The sequence below is a fragment of the Rhodococcus sp. PSi06 genome, assembly GCF_054960675.1.
On sequence record NZ_JBHNYO010000012.1, the window covers coordinates 17134 to 35719 of the forward strand.

The following is an 18586-nucleotide window of genomic DNA, read 5'->3' on the forward strand; positions in this document are numbered from 1 at the left end:
CGATAAAAAAGCAAGCACGCTTGCTTGTTAATTCGTAACCTTACGTTCGTTTGCCGTCCCTAGGGTCATTCCGGTGAGACTCTCGAGCCTTGTCGCTGTCACCGTTACCCTCGCCCTCATGGCTGCCGGCTGCTCTTCTGCGGACCCGTCTTCTGCTGACCCGACCCCTGCAGAACCGTCGAGCATCCGGGTGGCGACGTTCAACGCAAGCCTCAACCGAGCCGCGGCCGGCCAGTTGGTCACCGATCTGACCGGGGAGAATGCGCAAGCTCGCGCGGTAGCCGATGTGATCGCAGCGAATTCACCGGATGTGTTGCTGGTCAACGAGTTCGATTATTCGGGCGAGGATGCGCCGACCCTGTTCAACGACAACTATCTCGACGGGCAGTATCCGTACTTCTTCACCGCGCCGGTGAACACCGGCGTCGACTCGGGACTGGATCTCGACAACGACGGTTCACTCGGCGGTCCGGGTGATGCCTGGGGGTTCGGGCAGTTTCCCGGCCAATACGGCATGGTGGTGTACTCCAAGTTCCCGATCGACACCGGTTCGGTACGTACGTTCCAGAACTTCCTGTGGAAGGACATGCCGGATTCGCTGTTGCCGCGCGACTATTACGGCGCGAATTCGGACGCACTCAGGCTTTCGAGCAAGTCGCACTGGGACGTCCCGATCGACGTGAACGGTACGACGTTGCACGTATTGGCCTCGCATCCCACTCCCCCGTCTTTCGACGGACCGGAGAACCGCAACGGCAAGCGCAACCACGACGAGATCCGGCTCAGTGCCGACTACATCTCGGGCGCGGACTACCTGTACGACGACAAGGGCGTTCGCGGCGGGCTCGAAGACGGAGCTTCCTTCGTGATGATGGGCGATCAGAACAGCGATCCAGTCGACGGCGACTCCGTGGACGGTTCCATCGCGCAGGTGCTGGATCTGCCGCGAGTACAGGATCCATCACCCACATCCGACGGGCACGGAACGGACACAGCCGATTTCGCCGATCCGACGCCGGGTGACCTTCGCGTGGACTACGTACTGCCGTCCGACGATCTGACGGTGGTCGACTCGCAGGTGTACTGGCCCGATCAGGCCGAGCACCCCTCGGACCATCGACTGGTGTGGGCCGACCTCGAAATATGATGCGACGGTGACCCCATTGCCGATCGTCGAATTCGCCTACCCCGGTCCGCTACGGGACCGCCTCGTTGCGGCCGTGCTGTCGGGTGCGAAGACCAGTACGGCCAGCCTGTTGGTGCAGTACAGCGATGAAGAGCTGCCGAGGGTCGGCGACCGCGGCGCGGTGGTGGATTCCACGGGAACGACGGTCGCAGTCATAGAAACCACTGCCGTCGATATCGTTGCGTTGAAGGACGTTCCGCGGCAACATGCGCTCGACGAAGGCGAGGGATACGCCGATGTGGCGCAGTGGCGATCCGGACACGAGAAATTCTGGCAATCAGCCGAAGTCCGCGAGGAATTGGGAGATTTGAACTTCACGGTGAACGACGACACCCAGGTGGTGCTGGAGCGATTCGCGCTGGCGTGACGGCCACCGTCACCGCTCGCTTACAGGACGGGACCGGTCTCGTTTGCCTTCTCCTCGTCGCGTTCCTGCTGAGCGGCAGCCAGACCCGACATCGTGCGCAGCGGCACCTCCTTGAGGAACAACACCAGCACGAAGCCGATGAGCATCAGGATCGATACGGCCAGGAACACGTAGTCCATCGCGTCCGAGAAGCCGATCCGGAACGGTTCGGCAAGTGCAGGTTCGAGCTTCTGAATGAACGAGCTGTCCTGCAGGGCGCTACCGGCAATGGAGGCATCGCCCGACGCGATGGCCTTCGCGAAGCCGGACTCGAGCGGATCGGAACTGCCGGCCGCAGTCTGCACGGCCTGCTGGAAGGCCGGCGTCGAGCTCGCGGCGATCAGCGCATCGCCGGTCTTCGGGGTCAGCTGAGTGAACAGCATCGACAGGAACACCGCCACACCGACCGTCGCACCGATCTGACGGAAGAACGTTGCGGCAGAGGTGGACACACCCATGTCCTTGGGCGGCATCGCGTTCTGGATGGCGAGTGTCAGCGGCTGCATCATCGAACCGAGGCCGAGACCGAACACACCCATCACGACCATCGTCTGCCACAGCGGAGTATCGGCGTGAACGTAGTGGAAGGTGAACATGGCGATGGCCATCAGTGCGGTGCCGACGATCGGAAAGATCTTGTAGCGCCCGGTCTTCGAGATGATCGAACCGGACACGATGGACGCGATCATCAGTGCCCCGACGAGCGGAAGGGTCTGATAGCCGGCCAAGGTGGGCGAGGATCCCTTGACCACCTGCAGGTACTGCGGCAGCAACGAGATACCGCCGAACATCGCTGCACCGGCGATGACGCTGACCGCAATACACAACGAGAACAGCGGGTTTCGGAAGAACCGCATGGGGATCAGGGCGTCGTCGCCCATCTTGATCTCGGCGAGCACGAACGCGATGACGCCGACGATGCCGATTCCGAAGCACAGCAACGCCCTCGGCGAACTCCAGCCCCAGACGCGGCCTTGCTCGGCGATGATGAGCAGCGGGACGAGACCGACACTGAGCAGAACTGCACCCCACCAGTCGACGCGCGCTTCACGGCGGTAGACGGGGAGGTTCAGCACCCGCCAGACGACGACGAGAGCGATGATGCCGAGGGGAACGTTGATGTAGAAGACCCAGCGCCAGCCGGTGATTCCGAGGATCGAGGACTGCCCGGCGAGCAGACCACCGATGACCGGCCCGAGCACGCTGGAGGTTCCGAACACGGCGAGGAAGTAGCCCTGATACTTCGCCCGCTCGCGCGGGGGAACGATGTCGCCGATGATCGCCAGCGCCATCGACATCAGGCCACCGGCACCCAACCCTTGAATGGCGCGGAACGCAGCGAGCTCGTACATCGAGGTCGCGATACCGCACAGCATGGACCCGACGACGAAGATCGAGATGGCCGTCATGAAGAACGGCTTGCGCCCGTACAGATCGGAGAGCTTGCCGTAGAGCGGGGTGGAGACCGTCGAGGTGATGAGGTAGGCCGTGGTGACCCAGGCCAGAACCGAGAACCCGTTCAGATCGTCGGCGATGGTGCGCACGGACGTCGACACGATGGTCTGGTCGAGGGCGGCGAGGAACATGCCCATCATCAGGCCGGACAGAATGGTCATGATCTCGCGGTGCGAATACTCGCCGCTGACCGGAGCCACGTCAGGTCCGGCGGTCACTTCTGGCTCGCTTACCATCTCTTTATTGCACCTTTACGTAACGTTTGCTTGTGTCCTACAACGATATTCGGACCACCAGCATGCTCGCAGAACGCCGTTTCGGCAAAGGTTTATTTACCGCGAATACGGTCACGGACCTCGCGCATCGTGTGCGGGTGGATGCCGTCGGCCGCGAGCACCTTGCGCGTCTTGCGTCGCGTGGCCAGAACACCGGTGATCGCGACGATCCACACCGGGAACTGAACGAGCAGCGCAACCCGGAAGCTTTGGAAGGTGTAGCCGCCCATCGCGTCGAGAATCCACCCGATCGCCGCGATGACCAACAGCGACGCCAAGAAACCGCCGATGTTCACCATCCCCTGCGCGGTCCCCAGGTTGGCGCTCGGATTGAACGTGCGCGCGAGGTCGAAACCGATCACCGAACCGGGACCACCCACGGAGATCACCACGACGAGCAAGACCAGCAGCCATAGCGGAGCGGGCCCGGGCAGAGCCAGCACGATCGCCCACATCGTCGCGCTGGCGACCATGATCGACAGCACCAGCCACGACCGTCGCATCGGGTACCGCCCGGTGAGAAGACCCAACACGATGCCCGACGCCACCGCGGCCGCCACCGACACCGTCAGCAACGCGCCGGCCGTCGCCGCCGACAGGCCCTGCGCCGATGTCAGGTAGGGCACGCCCCACAGCAAAGCGAACACGGTGATGGAGAACTGCGTACCCATGTGCGAGAAGAAGCCGAGCCGGGTGCCGGGACGTCGCCACACCTCGGCGATGGAGGCGAGAACCTGCCGCAGTGACGTGGGCTCGGGTTCCGGTGCCGTGTCTGCGTCGGGGCGATCCTTGACGAGCGCCAGAACCAACACGAGGGCGAGCAGCCCGAGGGCGGCCGCGCTACCGAAGGCGAACGTCCAACCCGGCCCGTTCAACAGGATCAAGAACGGCACCGCCGAGAGCACCTGCCCGAGTTGGCCGAGCAGACCGGTCAGCTGCGAGACGATCGGCACCCGCCTCGGGGAGAACCAGCGGGGCACCAACCGCAGTACCGAGATGAAGGTGAGAGCGTCGCCGACACCGACGAACGCACGCGCCGCCACCGCGACCGGAAGCGACTCGGTGAGCGCCAACGTGATCTGTGCCGACGCCATGATCAGCGCGCCTGCCGCGATCATCCTGCGTGAACCGATGCGATCCAGCAGCACCCCCGCCGGGATCTGCATCGCCGCGTACACGATCACCTGCAGCACCACGAACGACGACAGCAACGACGGCGAGATTGAGAATCGATCAGCCGCGCTCAGCCCTGCGACTCCGAACGAGGTTCGATGCAGCACCCCGATGACATACGCGAAGACACCGACGCCCCACACCACCCATACGGTTCTCCCAGTAATCACGCAACGATTGTGTCAACCTCGCTGTGAAATGATCGACTCGGTAGTTCGCCCAGCAAGAAAGTGAGTGACGTCATGGCCAAGCACGTGCTGGTGCTCAACGGTCCGAATCTGAACATGCTCGGCACCCGCCAGCCCGAGGTCTACGGCCACGACACCCTCGCCGACGTCGTCGCCCTGTGCGAAAAGACCGCCGCCGACCACGGACTCACCGTCCAGGCCGAGCAGTCCAACCACGAGGGACAGATCATCGACTGGATTCACCAGGCCCGCGGGGTGGCGTCGGGCATCGTCATCAACCCCGGTGGACTCACGCACACTTCGGTGGCACTGCGCGACGCTCTCGTCATCCCGGAGGTTCCGATCATCGAGGTGCACATCTCCAACGTGCATGCCCGAGAAGAATTCCGGCACCACTCGTTCGTCTCCCCCATCGCCAGCGGCGTCATCGCCGGACTCGGGATCGACGGATACCGCTTCGCCATCGAAAGACTTGCTGCTCTCATCTGACGCTGCTCTCATCTGACACTCAGGTTGCCCTGCCTAGACTGGCCGCGTGAACACGAGCAAGAACGTTTCGAAGGACATCAGGGCCATGCAGAGCGGCGACAAGAATCGCCGCACGCTGATTCAGATCGTCGTCGCTGTCGTTCTGATCGCGCTCGTAGCCGCGATCGCTCTGTTCATCGTCAACCGGAATTCGACGTCGGGTGAGGCATCGCCGGCCATGGGCGCAAGCATGTCGACCGGTGACCAGCTCACCCCGACCTCGTTGACCGACACCGGTGCCATCCGCTTCGGCAATCCCGACGCCACGACCGTCATCAGCGTCGTCGAAGACTTCCAGTGCCCGGCGTGCAAGAACTTCGAGTCCATCAGCGGATCGACACTGCAGCAGCTGGCCGACGCCGGCAACGTCGCGGTGGACTACCGCCCCATCTCCATTCTCGATCGGTTCTCGAACGGCACGATGTACTCGACGCGTTCCGCGAGCGCGGCGATCTGTGTCGCCGAGAACGATCGGGACAGCTGGATGGAATGGCACAACGCCATGTTCGCGCAGCAGCCCGCGGAGAACGGCACCGGATTGACAGACGACAAGCTCGTCGAGATCGCCACCTCCGCCGGTGCCGACTCCCCCGCCACCGCGTCGTGCATCACCGACGGCAGCTACACCGATTGGGTCACCAGCCACACCCAGACCGTCATCGGCGAGGGCATCAACGGAACTCCGAACGTCCGCGTCAACGGAACCGATGTCGCCAACCCGACTCCGGAAAATATCCTCGCGGCCGCCGCAGCAGCCGGTAACTGAGCAGCAGCCGTTACTCCATGAGGACCCGAGCCGGCGGTGCAGTCTTCACAGTCTTCAGCGCGATCGGGTTACTCGCTGCGCTGACGCTGACGATCGAACGATTCAAGTTGCTCGAGGACGCGTCGTACGTGCCGTCGTGCAGCCTGAATCCAGTGCTCTCGTGCGGTTCGGTGATGGTGACGAAACAAGCTGCGCTCTTCGGCTTCCCGAACCCCATCCTGGGCATCGCCGCCTTCTCGGTCGCACTCGTCGCCGGGGTGCTTCTGCTCGGCCGCGTCGAACTGCCGCACTGGTTCTGGCTGGGAATGGCCGGCGGCCTGTTGCTCGGTGAAGTGTTCGTGCACTGGCTGATCTTCGAGAGCCTGTACGAGATCGGCGCACTGTGCCCCTACTGCATGGTGGTGTGGGCCGTGACGATGCCGTTGTTCGTGCTGGCACTGAGCCGTTTGATCGGCACCGGCTCGAACAACGGTGGCACGATCGGCCGCCTCTTCCTCGAATGGCGGTGGACCCTACTTGCCGTGTGGTACGCAATCGTCGTCGCGCTCATCGGGATCCGGTTCTCGGACTACTGGACCTCGTTGGTGTAGAGGTGTCGACTGCTCTGACAGTGTCATAGCTTCCGACGTCATAGCTTCGCTCCTGTCGACAGTTTCGCAAAACTCATGAGTCGAACGACTGCACCGTGCATGATGGGAGCAGCACCCGAGTGAGACTGATCACAGCTCCTGGCTCGGGGAAGATCGTTCGAGTAACAGGAGTCGATTCATGGCAGGCGATCCATTCGCAGTCATCGTTGCCGTCATCGTGTCCGCCGCCGGCGTTGTTGCCGGAACCGACGCCCCCGCTCCGATTCCGGACAAGGCGATAACGGATCAGGCCGCAGACATCGCCGCCAATGCCGAGGACCAAGCGAAGACGATGAGCGACCAGTGGAACGAACTGCTGGGCACCATGCCCGAGCCGGCCGCCGACATCGCCGAGAACACGTTGTCCGACGCCGCCGAGGGCTTGCACACTGCCGTCGAACCTGTGCTACCCAACCTTCCGCCGGTCGCCGACATCGAAGCGACCGAGAAAGCAGCGGCAGAGAAAGCAGCCGCCGAGAACGCAGCGGGGCCGACCGCGCCGGGAGCTGCACTGGCCGCTCTCCCCACCGCAGCCGCTGCCGGCCTCCCCTCCGCCCCACTGCCGTTCAGCGTGTTCTCGCCGAGCGCTCTGTCATCTACTGCGCTCTCTTCTACCGCTCTCTCTTCTACCGCGGCCGCACTCGGTGCCGGTGCCTTTCAGTTCGCAGGCCGCACGTACACCGCCGCCGATATCGCCACCCAGACGGCGTTCATGGCGTCGGCCGAGGCCATTCGTCGCGCACTGTTTCCCGGTGTTCCCGCGACGTTCACCGGCATCAATATCGGGGCGATCGGTATGGGCGCAGTAGGAGCGATCACCGCCTTCGTGCCGTGGTTGCAGAAGGCCGGCAACATCTGCGGGGGCGTCAAGGCCACCACGATCGCTGCACTTTATGCCGCCGAGAACGGATTCCGGTTCGGGCCCACTGCGCCGGTGTCGAGTACCGGCGCACAGGGGCCGGGGCAGTTCATGCCCGGCACGTGGGCGACGTACGGCAAGGACTACGACGGAAACGGCGTGGTCGACGTCAACAGCGTCGGGGACTCGGTCATGGCGTCGGGCACGATGCTGTGCGATATCTACGGGCAGGTGGACGGCTGGAAGCGCGAGGGCAAGGTCTCCGGTGACACGATCGACCTGACGCTCGCCGGTTACAACGCCGGTGCGGGCGCGGTGCTTCGATCAGGCGGAATGCCCTCGGGCACAGTCGATTACGAGACGCAGACCAAGCCGTACGTGGCCCGCATCAGAGCGACCGAAGCCCAGTTCGCCGCAATCCTGACCCCGTTCGCAGGCCTCGACCTCACCGGAATGGGAGGCCGGGCAGTGCAATTGGCGATGGACTACCTGGGCCTGCCCTACGTCTGGGGCGGCGGAAACATCAACGGTCCGTCCGGTGGTGGATTCGACTGCTCCGGCCTGACGTCGTACGCCCTGTTCAAGGCCTCCGGCGGGAAGGTGACGCTGCCCCGCACTTCGGAAACACAGTGGAACGTCGGCACCGAGGTTCCAATGGAACTGGCGCAGCCCGGCGATCTGCTGTTCGGAAACTGGGGACCGGCAGGCCCCGGACACGTGGCGATCTACATGGGCAACGGCCAGATGGTGCACGCACCCACCACCGGTGACGTGGTTCGCGTGGCACCGGTGTTCGACGGAATGCGGGCCCGGCACATCGTGTGACGAGTAGCCACTGCCCCTACCCGCGTACAGTGCGATCGTGACCAATGCACGCGTGGAACCGGCCGGATTCGATGACGAGTTGGCACCGGAACCACCACCCGGCGAGGGCTTCGAGACCAGCTGGCCGGTCCGGACAGGCGACATCGACCCGAAGAACCGACTTCGGTTCGACGGGGTTGCGCGCTACCTGCAGGACGTCGGTACCGACAACCTCGACGCCACACCTCTGGGTAAGACCGATCCGATGTGGATCGTCCGGCGAACCGTGATCGACGTCTTCGAGCCCATTCACTTTCCCGATCGGGTGCACATGCGTCGGTGGTGTTCGTCGATGTCGACGCGCTGGTCCAACATGCGAGTTGCGCTCACGACCCCCAAAGGTGGACGGATCGAGACCGAGGGCTTCTGGATCAACATCAGCAAGGACACCGGCATGCCCACGCGCATCAGTGACGGTGCCCTGGAAATGCTGGCCAGAACCACAGAGCAGCACCGGCTGCGGTGGAAGGCGTGGTTGACCGAGCCGGTGCCGGAGCCGTCACCCACCGACGTGCACTTCCCTTTGCGCGCAACCGATATCGATCCGTTCGATCATCTCAACAACGCCGTCTACTGGCATGCGGTAGAGGAATTGCTGGTCCAGCTCCCGCAGTTGGCGGCGGTGCCACACCGCGCCGTGATCGAGTACCTGACCCCGGTATTGGCGGGCGAACACGTGACCCTGCGCCACCGCTACGAAGGCGGCGCGTTGACCGTCTGGTTCGTGGTCACCGGCGCAACGGGCGAGCCGACGGTCCGCACGGTCGCCAAGGTCGCGCCCAAGGCCTGACGGTCCAGCTTGCCGCGTGGTGTGCGCGGCAAGGCGTCGATGACTGTGATGGTGACGGGCAGACTCGGGCCGGGCAACATCGAGCGCAATGCGCGGCGAATGTGCATTGCCGACGGCGAATCCGTCTGTGCAACAACAACTACAGCTGCCGGAACCTCACCGGCTCGATCGTCGGGCACTCCGAGAACTCCAGCCTCGAGCACGCCGGGGATCGCCAGCAGCGCCGCTTCGATCGGGGGCAACTCGACCGTCAGTCCGGCCCGGACGATCGTCTCACTGCCGCGGCCCAACAAGATCAGTCGGCCGTTTTCGACACTGCCTCGATCACCGACCGTCATCCACCCGTCGACCGGTCCGTCGGTCACGGTGGTGTGGTCACCCACCCGGCTCAGGTAGCCGTCGAACAGCATGTCGCTGCGTACATACAGCAGTTCGTTCCTGGTCTCCACCTCGACACCGTCGAACAGTGCACCCTCGATCCCTGTGCCCTCGGGGGTTCGACGGTCGTACGAGACGAAGCTCAGTTCCGACGCACCGTAGAAGTGCGTCATGGTTGCATTCGGCATCGCCGTTGCCAGCGCCACTCGACCCGACTCCGGCCATCGAGCGGCAGACGAGAGCACCTCCCGCACGCCGGGATACCGCCCGTTCGATCGCACTATGTCCCAGGCGATCGTTGGTACCGAATAGACATGCGTGGCACCATCTCTCAGAGCCGCATCGGCATTGCGCAGGTCCACCGTCGCCCCACGGGTGAGACCGTGCAACGCACCGTAGAGAAAGTGCGTGTGATCGAGGGTTCCGGATGCGGATACTCGATCGCGCGGCCCGAGCTCGAACAGCGAATCGGAACGGTCGAGCGTCGCAGCCCACGACGCCTGATCTCGGACGAACAATTTCGGTGGGCCGGTGGTTCCGGACGTGATGCCGACGAGCAGTTCGGCACTGCGTGCAGGCGTATCGATCGGCGCGGCAGGGCCGCTGGTGAGTTGCTCGGGTGCCAGAACACTGTCTGCACCCCACCTGTGCAATCGCGAGTGCTGACGCGGGTGCGCCACGATCAGGGACGGCGTGGACAACGTCATTGCCGCGGCGAACTCACCGGGCAACAGATGGCGATGCAGCAGAACGACACTCACCCCGACCCGCATCGCCGCAACAACGATGATCAGCGACCCGATATCAGAGGTCGGCAAGACTGCGATGCGGCGCATCCCCGCCAGCACGGTCGCCGCCGACGTCACCCGGCTCCAGAAATCGCGGTAAGTGATCCGACCGGTCGCGTCGACGATCGCAACGTCCTCGCGCACGGAGTGTTGCGCTATCCGGGCGGCAAGAAGCTCACTCGTCACTGTTTTCTTCACCGCCGTCTTCTGCACCGTCGTCGTACACACCGTCGTCGTCCACACCGCGCGCAACCAGGGCATCACCCATGGCATCGGCGGTGCGGAGTGCGCGCACCAGAACCGGGGTGGCCAGAGCCGTCATCGACCACTGCAGTCCGCGCGCCTTCCGGGCTTCGGAGACCTCGTGGACGATCGAAGCCAGGAGCGGGATGCATCGAATGGCAAGGGCCAGTAGCAGTCCGATGCGGTCCGGGTCGACCCCGAAGCGTCGGATGGGGCCCAGTGCGCTGGTGACGGTGTCGAGCATGTCCGTCACCCGGGTGGTCAGCGTGACCAACGCCGCCAGGGCAACAGAGATCACCAGCACCCCGCATACCACTGCGGCCCGCTGCCACGTGGTGATCAGGACTTGGAACACCCCGATGATCAGCAGCATCCACAGCACCGGACGAAGCTGCGCCAGCGCGACTTTCACCGGAATACCGGCCACTGCGAACAGGGCAGCGACCACCAGCGCCACCACGCCCACCTCGAGCGGTGTACGCGCGAAGATCACGGTCGCCAGAATCGAGACCATGAGCGCCAGCAGTTTCCAGCCCGGGCTCATCCGATGCAGCAGCGAGGTACCAGGGCGATAGAGACCGATCACCCGATCAGCTCCCGATATGCCGGGACCGCCGCCGCGGGGGCACCGTCGAACGCGATACGGCCGTCGTCGATGACGATGACACGCTCGAAGCTGTCCAGCAGAGCGAGTTGATGAGTGACGACGATGACCTGTTGATCCATCGAATCCAGAGCCTGCGCGACGACGCGCCCGTTGCGCAGATCCAGCAACGTGGTCGGCTCGTCCGCAACCACCACCTCCGGTCGCCTGATCAACACGGCACCGATTGCGAGCAATTGTTTCTGCCCACCGGAAAGCAGGTGTGCCGGGTGGTCCCGATGCTGATCCAGCCGAAAGCGAACCAGCATGTCGTCGACGCGGTTCGCAACCTCGTACTTGCTCAGCCCGGACCTGCGCAGTGAGAATGCGAGATCCTCGGCCACCGTGGGCATGACGATCTGCGAGTCGGGATCGGTGAACACGAACCCCACCCTCTTGCGAACCTGCGCGCCCTTCTTCGCGGCATCGAGACCGTCGACCGTGACGCGGCCGGCATCGGGCTTGATCAACCCGTTGATCATCCGAGCCAGAGTCGACTTGCCCGATCCATTGGATCCGATGATGCCGATGCGACGCTCGTCGAATTCCAGGTCGATGCCGTGCAGTACCTGCCGCTCGCCGAACGAGTGGGAAATGTTCTCGAATCTGATCGTGCTCATGCCAGCCTCATGTCACTCTCTCCACCAACATCGCTATACCTTGCCCGCCGCCGATGGCGCAGGCCGCGAGTCCAAGCGCCGGACCACCCGGTTGCAGCATTCGGGACGCCAACCGCACCAACAGAATTGCGCCCGACGCACCCCACGGATGCCCCATCGCGATGGCTCCACCCTCGGGGCAGATGCGCTCTTCATCCATCCCCAGCGCATCCGAGACCGCAAGCACCACCGACGCGAATGCCTCGGTGATCTCGATGACTCCGATGTCGGCGAGCGCTACCCCGGTGCGGGCCAGCAACTTCTCGATCGCAGGTACCGGGCCCAGACCGGGAAGAGCCGTATCCGACCCTGCCACGGCGCTGCCGAGAATGCGCAGCGACGGCATACCCGCGGCACGATCGGCCGTGGTGATCGCGAGAACTGCTGCACCGTCGGAGATTCCGCAGGAATTGCCGGCCGTGACGGTGCCGTCCGAGACGAACGTGGGGCGCAGCCTGCCCAAGCGCTGAGCAGTCATGTTGGGCCGGATACGCTCGTCGGCACGCACCTGTCCGATCGGGACGATCTCGGCGGAGAAGTCGTGTGCCGCGGCTCGCGCGAAGGACCGTGCGGCGTACTCGTCCTGCCGCTGCCGGTCGATTCCGCCGCTGCGGGCGAGGTGGTCCGCAGCAACACCCATGTCGGGATCGTCGAAACCGTGGGGAGCGAACGGCGCTCGGGTGTAGCGAACAGGTTCTGCGCCGTCGACCGGCGGCCAGAACCGCCACGGACTCGTACTGGCCGACTCGACGCCTCCCGCCAGAATCAACGTCTCGTCACCGCTGCGGATGCGCGACGCGGCCTGCATGACGGCGTCGAGGCCCGACCCACACTGCCGGTCGACGGTGACGCCGGGGACATCGACGCCGAGTCCCGCGAGCAGGGCCGAGACACGCGCGACATCGCCGCCGGGGCCGAGACAGTTTCCGAGAACAACGTCGTCGATCGGAATATCGAGTGACATGACCTCTGCTGCAACAGCATCGAGCACCGGTGCCGCGAGGTGCGGTGCAGTGACACTGGCGAAGCCATGACCGGCAACACCGATCGCGGTCCGTTTGGCCGCAACGATCACAGGGACATTCACAGCGGTAACAGTCCTGACAGCAACATTCATAGCAGGGCATTCCGGGCGATCTTGCCGCTCGCAGTACGGGGCAGCTGCTGCACCACCGTCCACCGTCGCGGCAGTGCTTCCTTGGTCATGATCGAGCGGGCGTCGGCGCGGATACGGTCCAGATCGCGGGACCCATCGAGTTCGACGACGGCAGAGACTGTTTCACCCAGAACGGAATGGGGAGAACCGATGGCCGCCGCTGCCCGAACGCCGTCGAGTGTGGTCAGGATGCGCTCGACATCCTCCGCGACGACGGTGGTGCCGCCGACATTGATTGCTGCGTCGCCTCGTCCGTGGACGGTCAGTTCGCGGCCGTCGAGCTCCGCCAGATCACCGACGCTGCACCAGCCGGCTACATCACCTGCAGTGACACCGACTGCAGTAACACCGACTGCAGCGGCACCGATGGCCGAGTACGGCGAGCGGACGAACAGGTACCCGCCTTCGGTGCGCGCCTCAACGTCGCGGAGCAGTCGCAGTGACGCATGTTCGCCTGTCACCCGCGCCGCCACCAACGACAGTTCCGCTGAGCCGTAGTACTCCACCACCCTGACTCCCGTCGCCGAAATGGTCTGCGCTGCAGCGGGGTCGAGACCGGCACCGGCGGCGACAGCTACCCGCGCACCGGGCATCCGGCGAACCGTGTCGCGAAGCATCGCAGGTACCGCGTGTACGGCCGTGGCGCGAGAAGGGTCGTCGGTGACGCAGGCTCCCAGCCACAGCGCGTGGACTGCGGCGAACAGGTGCATCGTGGCGTGCAGTGGCCCGGTGATCAGCACAGAATCGGTGGGCCGGATGTCGGTGATCTCGGTGAATTCGGCGAAGCTGTCGACCCAGGATGCAGCGGTGCGTTCGAGCGGTTTGGGGCGTCCGGTGGAGCCGGAGGTCGCCACGAGCAGGAAAGCGTCGGGACTCGGGTCTTCGGCACGATCGGGTCTGGCAGCCGGGTCCTCCACGTGCACCGCGCTTCCCTGCCGCGCCGCCGCAAACACGCTGATCAGCGCCTCGGGTAGCTCGAGTCCTGACGCGTCGTGTGCTGTGTTGTCTTGTGCTGAGAGGTAAGGCCATTGCTCGACGGCTGCGTCGAGATCGGCGTAGGTGAGTGTGCGACCCGACCAGACGATCGCGATGTCGTCGGCCGTGCTGTGGTCGTTGCCTCGACCTCCCAGCTCGAGAGTCACGCCTTGATCAGGCCCGGGTACGCACGGTGCACGCTCTTGGCCACGATTGTGGCGACGATGACCTTGGCGATGTCGCCGGGCACGAACGCGCCATTGGAGGTGATCGCGGCCCAGACTCCGACGTCGGTACGCAGGATGAGACCCAGGATGCCGAATGCGTACACCACGACGATGCCGCCGACGGCGTTGATGAGCAGGCCGAGTGCCACCGAGTACTTCGGCAGAATGCGGGCGGTGAGCCAGCCGATGAGCAGCGCAGCCGGTATCCAGCCGATCAGGTAGCCGACCGTGGGGCCGGCCATCGCCGACAGGCCGGTACGTCCACCGGCCAGAAGCGGGAGGCCGATCATCGTCAGGGCGAGGAACACCAGGACTGCGGCGGTGCCTTTACGGGCACCGAGGATCGCGCCGGACAGGATGATGCCGAGCGTCTGCAGGGTGATGGGGACACCGGAGAAGCCGACCGTGATCGATCCCGGCAGGCCGAGAGCAGCGATGAGCGCTGCGAACACTGCGATCTGCGCCATGTCGCGGGCGGAGACGTTCATTCGGCTGACCTTACGGCTCGGCGGACGGGTACTGCTGTCGACATCTGACACAGGGGGCTCCTCGGAGAAGGGGCGGTCACCTGCCCCAGAGACTTGAACGGCGTTCAAGGTAGCAGGTGCGCGGTTCTGACCACACCCTGGACGGGCTCTGGTTCAGAAGGGGGCCGGATCGTATCTACTCCGGTCGAGTCGGATGCGCGTGTGTAGGACGCGGCAGTGCTCGAGGTAGGCGCGCCTCTTCTCCGCGAGTTGCTTCCTCTCGATGTCCGAAGACGCAGAACGAAAATTCGCGAGTGTCGGCGGTGCTGAGCCGCTGAACTCGAGCTCCCATCGGGTGGGGTCGAGCGGGGACGGCGCATTGTCGTCCAACTTCTTCCTGCGTCGGCGGCGTCGGGGAACGGACGTGATCGACAAGTCCGGCAACGTGACCGCACGTAACCCGACCGAGTTGGACCACAAGATTGCCCCTCCTGCAAGCATGACCGCCGACCACGCTTTCGAGGTCTTCGCCTGATGATGAAATACGCACACCGGCTGAAGATTGGTCACGATGGTCCAGCCACCCCGCCTCGGATCGTCCTGATCGAAGGGGACCAGGTGATCGATCTGACACCTCGCAGACGGCACCTCGCATTTCGGAAACGTGCACGTCCGATACGCCGCACGCACGAAGGCGGCAACTCGCGCGCTCGGTCGATATGTTGTTGCGGCCCGCGACGGAAAGCGCTCTCCACCATGACCATTGGGAAAGATCCCCCGCGCACGCTCGGGCTGCTCGGCGATCCAGCCGAGCCAGCGTGCGACGAGCCCATCGCGGACAGACTCCTCCCCCATCATCGGTAACTCCCTTGGTCGATTCGCGGCGCACGCCCCGCGAATCGACGGAATCTGTGCGGCACCACGAACCCGGCCTATGCCCACCACTGCGCGCAGCAACGACAGACCGGGCGGATCGTCAGGTTTCCCGAACCCACCCCTGTTGCGTGCGCACGCCCAGTAGTCCGCATCCGCACTCGAGGGACCGCGACCGTCGTTGGAGTCACCGCCTCTGGAGTGCCCGTTGCCCCGGTCTTCGGAACCACCCGATTCCTCGTCGCCAGAACTGCCTGATCCGTCGGCGTCAGGACCTATGGGGCCACCGTCGTCAGGGCCGTCATGATCCGGGCCGCCGTCGTCAGAACCGTTCTCGCTCGAGCCGTCGCCATCCGGGCCGTCGTCGCTAGGGCCGTCGCCGCTCGAGCTCTCATCGTTCTGCCTCGTGTCGTTCTTGTCGTGATCGACGGGACTGTCCTGGTCGGGCTTCAGCATGTCGACCAACTCGGTCAGCATGGCCTGCCACTTCGCGTCGGCGGCGACGATGCGCGCCACCTCCGGATCGATGGGTGTCCCGTCGGGCAAGGTAGCGGGATCCGAAGACAGTCCCAGCAGCGTCTCCACCGCCACCACGATCTGCAGCAGATGCCCGCGGCGAGGGGGAAGATCATCTGCAGCACCGGCAACCGGGCACTCGTCTCCGAGGTCACACTGGCACAGCAGCGAATGTTCGCCATGCAGCAACGCCATCAATCCGGCGGCCCGCAGCATCCCCGTGGACCGTGGATCGTCTTTGCAGACCGTGCCGACGATCTCGACGATGAGCGCATCGGCCTCTGCCGCTTCCAAATCCGTGATCTTCGCGATGAGCGACGAAATACCGCCGGGACCTGCGCGCTCGATCCGCACTCCGACTTCCTCGGACTTCGCAGTCTCGCGGGCCGCCGAAGCGCCGTCCGGATCGGCCTTCATCCACAGTCGCCATATGCGATTTCTCAACGCCTGCGGACGCATTCGACCACCTGCCGCGCAGACCTCGTATTCGATCTTCGAGATGGTCTCGTCGCCGGCGCGATGCAACACCGAGGTGATGGTGACCACCGTCGACCAGTCGAAGCTTCCGGTTACGAAGCGCAAGGCCGTCAACGGCATTCGATGAAGACGCTCGGCGACGTCGTGCACCACAGAGGCATCGCGACGCGTACCGGTCATCGTCACGGCCAGATCGCACAACGCGCCGCGAACGGTCTCACCCGGATCGCCGTCATCGGCCTCGGCTGCCTCGAGTCGCATCTCGAGTACGTCGCAATACGCAAGCAGGGTAGCTGCCCGCGCAAGATTCTCCTGAACGCGGCTGACCGCGATGACATCGAGGAACCCCGCAATACAGTCATCGACGGACGGCGTTTCCGCCGCTCCCCACCCCCCGGTATCGAACATGCATTCGATACTACGAGAGGGGTACGACAAGCAATTGCCACGCACAGTCGACGTCTCGATCGGTATAACTACAACGTGAGCAGCTACTCGATTCGCGACGTCCAACCGGGTGATGAAAAGCAGCTCGGTACAGCTCACGTGGCCATTTGGAAGTCGACCTACGCGGGAATGATGAACAGCGCCAAGCTCGATGCGATGAGGCCTGCGCACCGCATCGCACGGTGGGCGCAGATCATCGCGGGTCTCGACGACGCGGCCGCGAGTGGGATCCGGACCCGATGCGCAGTGGACGTCACCGGTTCTCGCATCGTCGGGTTCGCCACCGCCGGCCCGCCCCGCGATGAAAACCCGCCTGCCGAAGCCGAGTTGTGGTCACTGAACGTCCTGCCCGAACATCACGGCACGGGCATCGCAACCGAGCTCATGGTCGACGTACTCGGTCGCCACGTCGGCTCCGTATATCTATGGGTCGCTGCAGGAAACGACCGCGCGAGTGCGTTTTACCGCAAGCATGGGTTCGAAATGGACGGCACCACCCGATTCGACCCGGACTGGGAATGCCTCGAAGCCCGAATGGTCAGGGCTTGACCGGTGGGTTCCGTCTGCGTCTATCTGGATCGGACTTATCCGGATCGAGCTTCTCGGGATTGAGCACGACCTCGGTCACCATCGGTGTTGTCTCGACGGTCGAATCGGCGTACCGAACGGCCACTGTGTTCGGCAAAAACGCCTCCAGCGCCCGCGGCGTGAGCCACCACAGCAGCGCGGTGAACAGAATCAAGATGTTGACCCACTGCATGATCGTTGCCGCGTTGTCGGACGGAATCACGCGATCGAACACCTGAACATTGATCACGAGACCGTGCACAGCGATCAACACCCACAGCCGTCGGTAGCGATAGAACACCCAGATCGCCGCAGCACCCCAGCACACCGCCCAGAGAAACCCGCCGCCGCCGAAATACAGATAGAGCAGGCCCCGCATCGTCGCCGACAATGCCATGATGGCCCAGATCGGCAACCGACCCACGAGCAGCAGCACCGGCAGTGCCACCAGAATCGGCTCCTCGCGCAGACCGACGACGAGCGCGGAAACCACTGCCAGCCAATCGGATTCGACCGAGGCCGGAACCGAGAAGCTGAAGCGGAGGACATCCATCCGGGACAGCACGAGCAGCACAGCAGACGCAGCCCCGATCGCGGCGCACCAGGTGATCGCCGCTTCGAGCGCGGTACCGCGACGCATCGGCCATACCGCGGGCAATGTGCGACGTCGAACGAAATACACCACGGCGATCGCCGCGGCCCCCACCGCCACTTGGACTCCGCCGAATGCAAAGTCCATCCATTGGTCCGACAGAGTGAGCACGGGCGCAGGCGCATTCGGCTCGCGAAAACGCCACAGCGCACCCATCAGACCGATGAAGTAGACGACCACCCAACCTGCCGCCAAGCACAGAACCATCACTGCGGTGCCTGTCGCGGTCAGACCACGCGCCGTCAGAACACGGCGACGCGAGGGAGCCTCGAAGCCCGCATCGATACTGCTCGCCACCAGGTCACCACCCATCGCCGCATCGCCTGCTGAAGAAAGCCGTCGACCCCCGAGACTTGTTTATCACGCGGGAACCGAAAATTCAGCACCGTCCCGGCGACG

General features: G+C 64.3%; 18 protein-coding genes. 8 read left to right on the plus strand and 10 right to left on the minus strand.

Going from position 1 to position 18586, the window contains the following annotated elements:
* The first annotated feature begins 73 nt into the window (after positions 1–73).
* Together ACFI9K_RS16365 and ACFI9K_RS16370 are read left to right on the plus strand one after the other, a co-directional pair.
* Positions 74–1147, plus strand: a complete 1074-nt coding sequence (locus tag ACFI9K_RS16365) for an endonuclease/exonuclease/phosphatase family protein (protein ID WP_462664479.1) — start codon at positions 74–76, stop codon at positions 1145–1147.
* Positions 1148–1154: 7 nt separating this feature from the next.
* Positions 1155–1553, plus strand: a complete 399-nt coding sequence (locus ACFI9K_RS16370) for an ASCH domain-containing protein (RefSeq protein ID WP_462664480.1) — start codon at positions 1155–1157, stop codon at positions 1551–1553.
* A gap of 20 nt (positions 1554–1573) precedes the next feature.
* On the opposite strand, the gene ACFI9K_RS16375 is transcribed toward ACFI9K_RS16370, so the two are convergent.
* Positions 1574–3283: an MDR family MFS transporter gene (locus ACFI9K_RS16375; RefSeq protein ID WP_462664481.1), complete on the minus strand. Its 1710-nt coding sequence runs from the start codon at positions 3281–3283 to the stop codon at positions 1574–1576.
* Between the two features lie 92 nt (positions 3284–3375).
* The gene (locus tag ACFI9K_RS16380) at positions 3376–4665 is read right to left on the minus strand and encodes an MFS transporter (RefSeq protein WP_462664482.1); all 1290 of its coding nucleotides are present in this window, start codon (positions 4663–4665) and stop codon (positions 3376–3378) included.
* Between the two features lie 72 nt (positions 4666–4737).
* Between ACFI9K_RS16380 and aroQ the strand changes: the two genes are divergently transcribed.
* The 5 genes from aroQ (at position 4738) to ACFI9K_RS16405 (ending at position 9119) form a co-directional block, all read left to right on the plus strand.
* Entirely contained in the window at positions 4738–5172 is a 435-nt protein-coding gene (aroQ, locus tag ACFI9K_RS16385; protein WP_462664483.1) for a type II 3-dehydroquinate dehydratase, read from the plus strand.
* A gap of 46 nt (positions 5173–5218) precedes the next feature.
* Positions 5219–5977, plus strand: coding sequence for a DsbA family protein (locus ACFI9K_RS16390; RefSeq protein WP_462664484.1), 759 nt, complete (start codon positions 5219–5221; stop codon positions 5975–5977).
* 17 nt (positions 5978–5994) lie between these two features.
* Complete coding sequence (locus ACFI9K_RS16395) at positions 5995–6567, plus strand: vitamin K epoxide reductase family protein (protein ID WP_462664485.1); 573 nt, start codon at positions 5995–5997, stop codon at positions 6565–6567.
* Between the two features lie 178 nt (positions 6568–6745).
* The gene (locus ACFI9K_RS16400) at positions 6746–8290 is read left to right on the plus strand and encodes a C40 family peptidase (RefSeq protein WP_462664486.1); all 1545 of its coding nucleotides are present in this window, start codon (positions 6746–6748) and stop codon (positions 8288–8290) included.
* Between the two features lie 37 nt (positions 8291–8327).
* Positions 8328–9119 carry an acyl-[acyl-carrier-protein] thioesterase gene (locus tag ACFI9K_RS16405; protein ID WP_462664487.1) on the plus strand — a complete coding sequence of 264 codons (792 nt, stop codon included), beginning with the start codon at positions 8328–8330 and terminating at the stop codon, positions 9117–9119.
* Here the strand turns inward: ACFI9K_RS16405 and ACFI9K_RS16410 are convergent.
* From ACFI9K_RS16410 to ACFI9K_RS16440, 7 genes are all read right to left on the minus strand, one after another.
* Complete coding sequence (locus ACFI9K_RS16410) at positions 9023–10483, minus strand: AMP-binding protein (protein WP_462664488.1); 1461 nt, start codon at positions 10481–10483, stop codon at positions 9023–9025. The two genes, ACFI9K_RS16405 and ACFI9K_RS16410, sit on opposite strands and share 97 nt — an antisense overlap.
* Positions 10461–11114, minus strand: a complete 654-nt coding sequence (locus ACFI9K_RS16415; RefSeq protein ID WP_462664489.1) for an energy-coupling factor transporter transmembrane component T family protein — start codon at positions 11112–11114, stop codon at positions 10461–10463. The genes ACFI9K_RS16410 and ACFI9K_RS16415 overlap by 23 nt, the downstream gene beginning before the upstream one ends.
* The gene (locus tag ACFI9K_RS16420; protein WP_462664490.1) at positions 11111–11791 is read right to left on the minus strand and encodes an energy-coupling factor ABC transporter ATP-binding protein; all 681 of its coding nucleotides are present in this window, start codon (positions 11789–11791) and stop codon (positions 11111–11113) included. The genes ACFI9K_RS16415 and ACFI9K_RS16420 overlap by 4 nt, the downstream gene beginning before the upstream one ends.
* A gap of 7 nt (positions 11792–11798) precedes the next feature.
* Positions 11799–12947 (minus strand): thiolase family protein, encoded by a 1149-nt coding sequence (locus tag ACFI9K_RS16425; RefSeq protein WP_462664491.1) that lies wholly within the window; start codon positions 12945–12947, stop codon positions 11799–11801.
* Positions 12944–14128, minus strand: coding sequence for a class I adenylate-forming enzyme family protein (locus tag ACFI9K_RS16430; RefSeq protein WP_462664492.1), 1185 nt, complete (start codon positions 14126–14128; stop codon positions 12944–12946). Before ACFI9K_RS16430 ends, ACFI9K_RS16425 begins: the two co-directional genes overlap by 4 nt.
* Positions 14125–14676 (minus strand): biotin transporter BioY, encoded by a 552-nt coding sequence (locus tag ACFI9K_RS16435; RefSeq protein ID WP_462664493.1) that lies wholly within the window; start codon positions 14674–14676, stop codon positions 14125–14127. Before ACFI9K_RS16435 ends, ACFI9K_RS16430 begins: the two co-directional genes overlap by 4 nt.
* A gap of 153 nt (positions 14677–14829) precedes the next feature.
* Complete coding sequence (locus ACFI9K_RS16440) at positions 14830–16929, minus strand: HNH endonuclease signature motif containing protein (RefSeq protein ID WP_462664494.1); 2100 nt, start codon at positions 16927–16929, stop codon at positions 14830–14832.
* A gap of 75 nt (positions 16930–17004) precedes the next feature.
* On the opposite strand from ACFI9K_RS16440, the gene ACFI9K_RS16445 reads away from it, so the two are divergent.
* On the plus strand, positions 17005–17517 hold the full coding sequence (locus ACFI9K_RS16445; protein ID WP_462664495.1) for an N-acetyltransferase family protein: 513 nt from the start codon (positions 17005–17007) through the stop codon (positions 17515–17517).
* Here ACFI9K_RS16445 and ACFI9K_RS16450 read toward each other — a convergent pair.
* Positions 17507–18484: a CPBP family intramembrane glutamic endopeptidase gene (locus ACFI9K_RS16450; RefSeq protein WP_462664496.1), complete on the minus strand. Its 978-nt coding sequence runs from the start codon at positions 18482–18484 to the stop codon at positions 17507–17509. The genes ACFI9K_RS16445 and ACFI9K_RS16450 overlap by 11 nt on opposite strands.
* Positions 18485–18586: the final 102 nt, after the last annotated feature.

What these genes read in the sequence shown, in the direction of transcription:
- ACFI9K_RS16375 (WP_462664481.1), bottom strand. Translation starts at nt 3,283, where the DNA reads ATGGTAAGCGAGCCAGAAGTGACCGCCGGACCTGACGTGGCTCCGGTC.
- aroQ (WP_462664483.1), top strand. Translation starts at nt 4,738, where the DNA reads ATGGCCAAGCACGTGCTGGTGCTCAACGGTCCGAATCTGAACATGCTC.
- ACFI9K_RS16395 (WP_462664485.1), top strand. Translation starts at nt 5,995, where the DNA reads ATGAGGACCCGAGCCGGCGGTGCAGTCTTCACAGTCTTCAGCGCGATC.
- ACFI9K_RS16400 (WP_462664486.1), top strand. Translation starts at nt 6,746, where the DNA reads ATGGCAGGCGATCCATTCGCAGTCATCGTTGCCGTCATCGTGTCCGCC.
- ACFI9K_RS16420 (WP_462664490.1), bottom strand. Translation starts at nt 11,791, where the DNA reads ATGAGCACGATCAGATTCGAGAACATTTCCCACTCGTTCGGCGAGCGG.
- ACFI9K_RS16425 (WP_462664491.1), bottom strand. Translation starts at nt 12,947, where the DNA reads ATGAATGTTGCTGTCAGGACTGTTACCGCTGTGAATGTCCCTGTGATC.
- ACFI9K_RS16435 (WP_462664493.1), bottom strand. Translation starts at nt 14,676, where the DNA reads ATGAACGTCTCCGCCCGCGACATGGCGCAGATCGCAGTGTTCGCAGCG.
- ACFI9K_RS16440 (WP_462664494.1), bottom strand. Translation starts at nt 16,929, where the DNA reads ATGTTCGATACCGGGGGGTGGGGAGCGGCGGAAACGCCGTCCGTCGAT.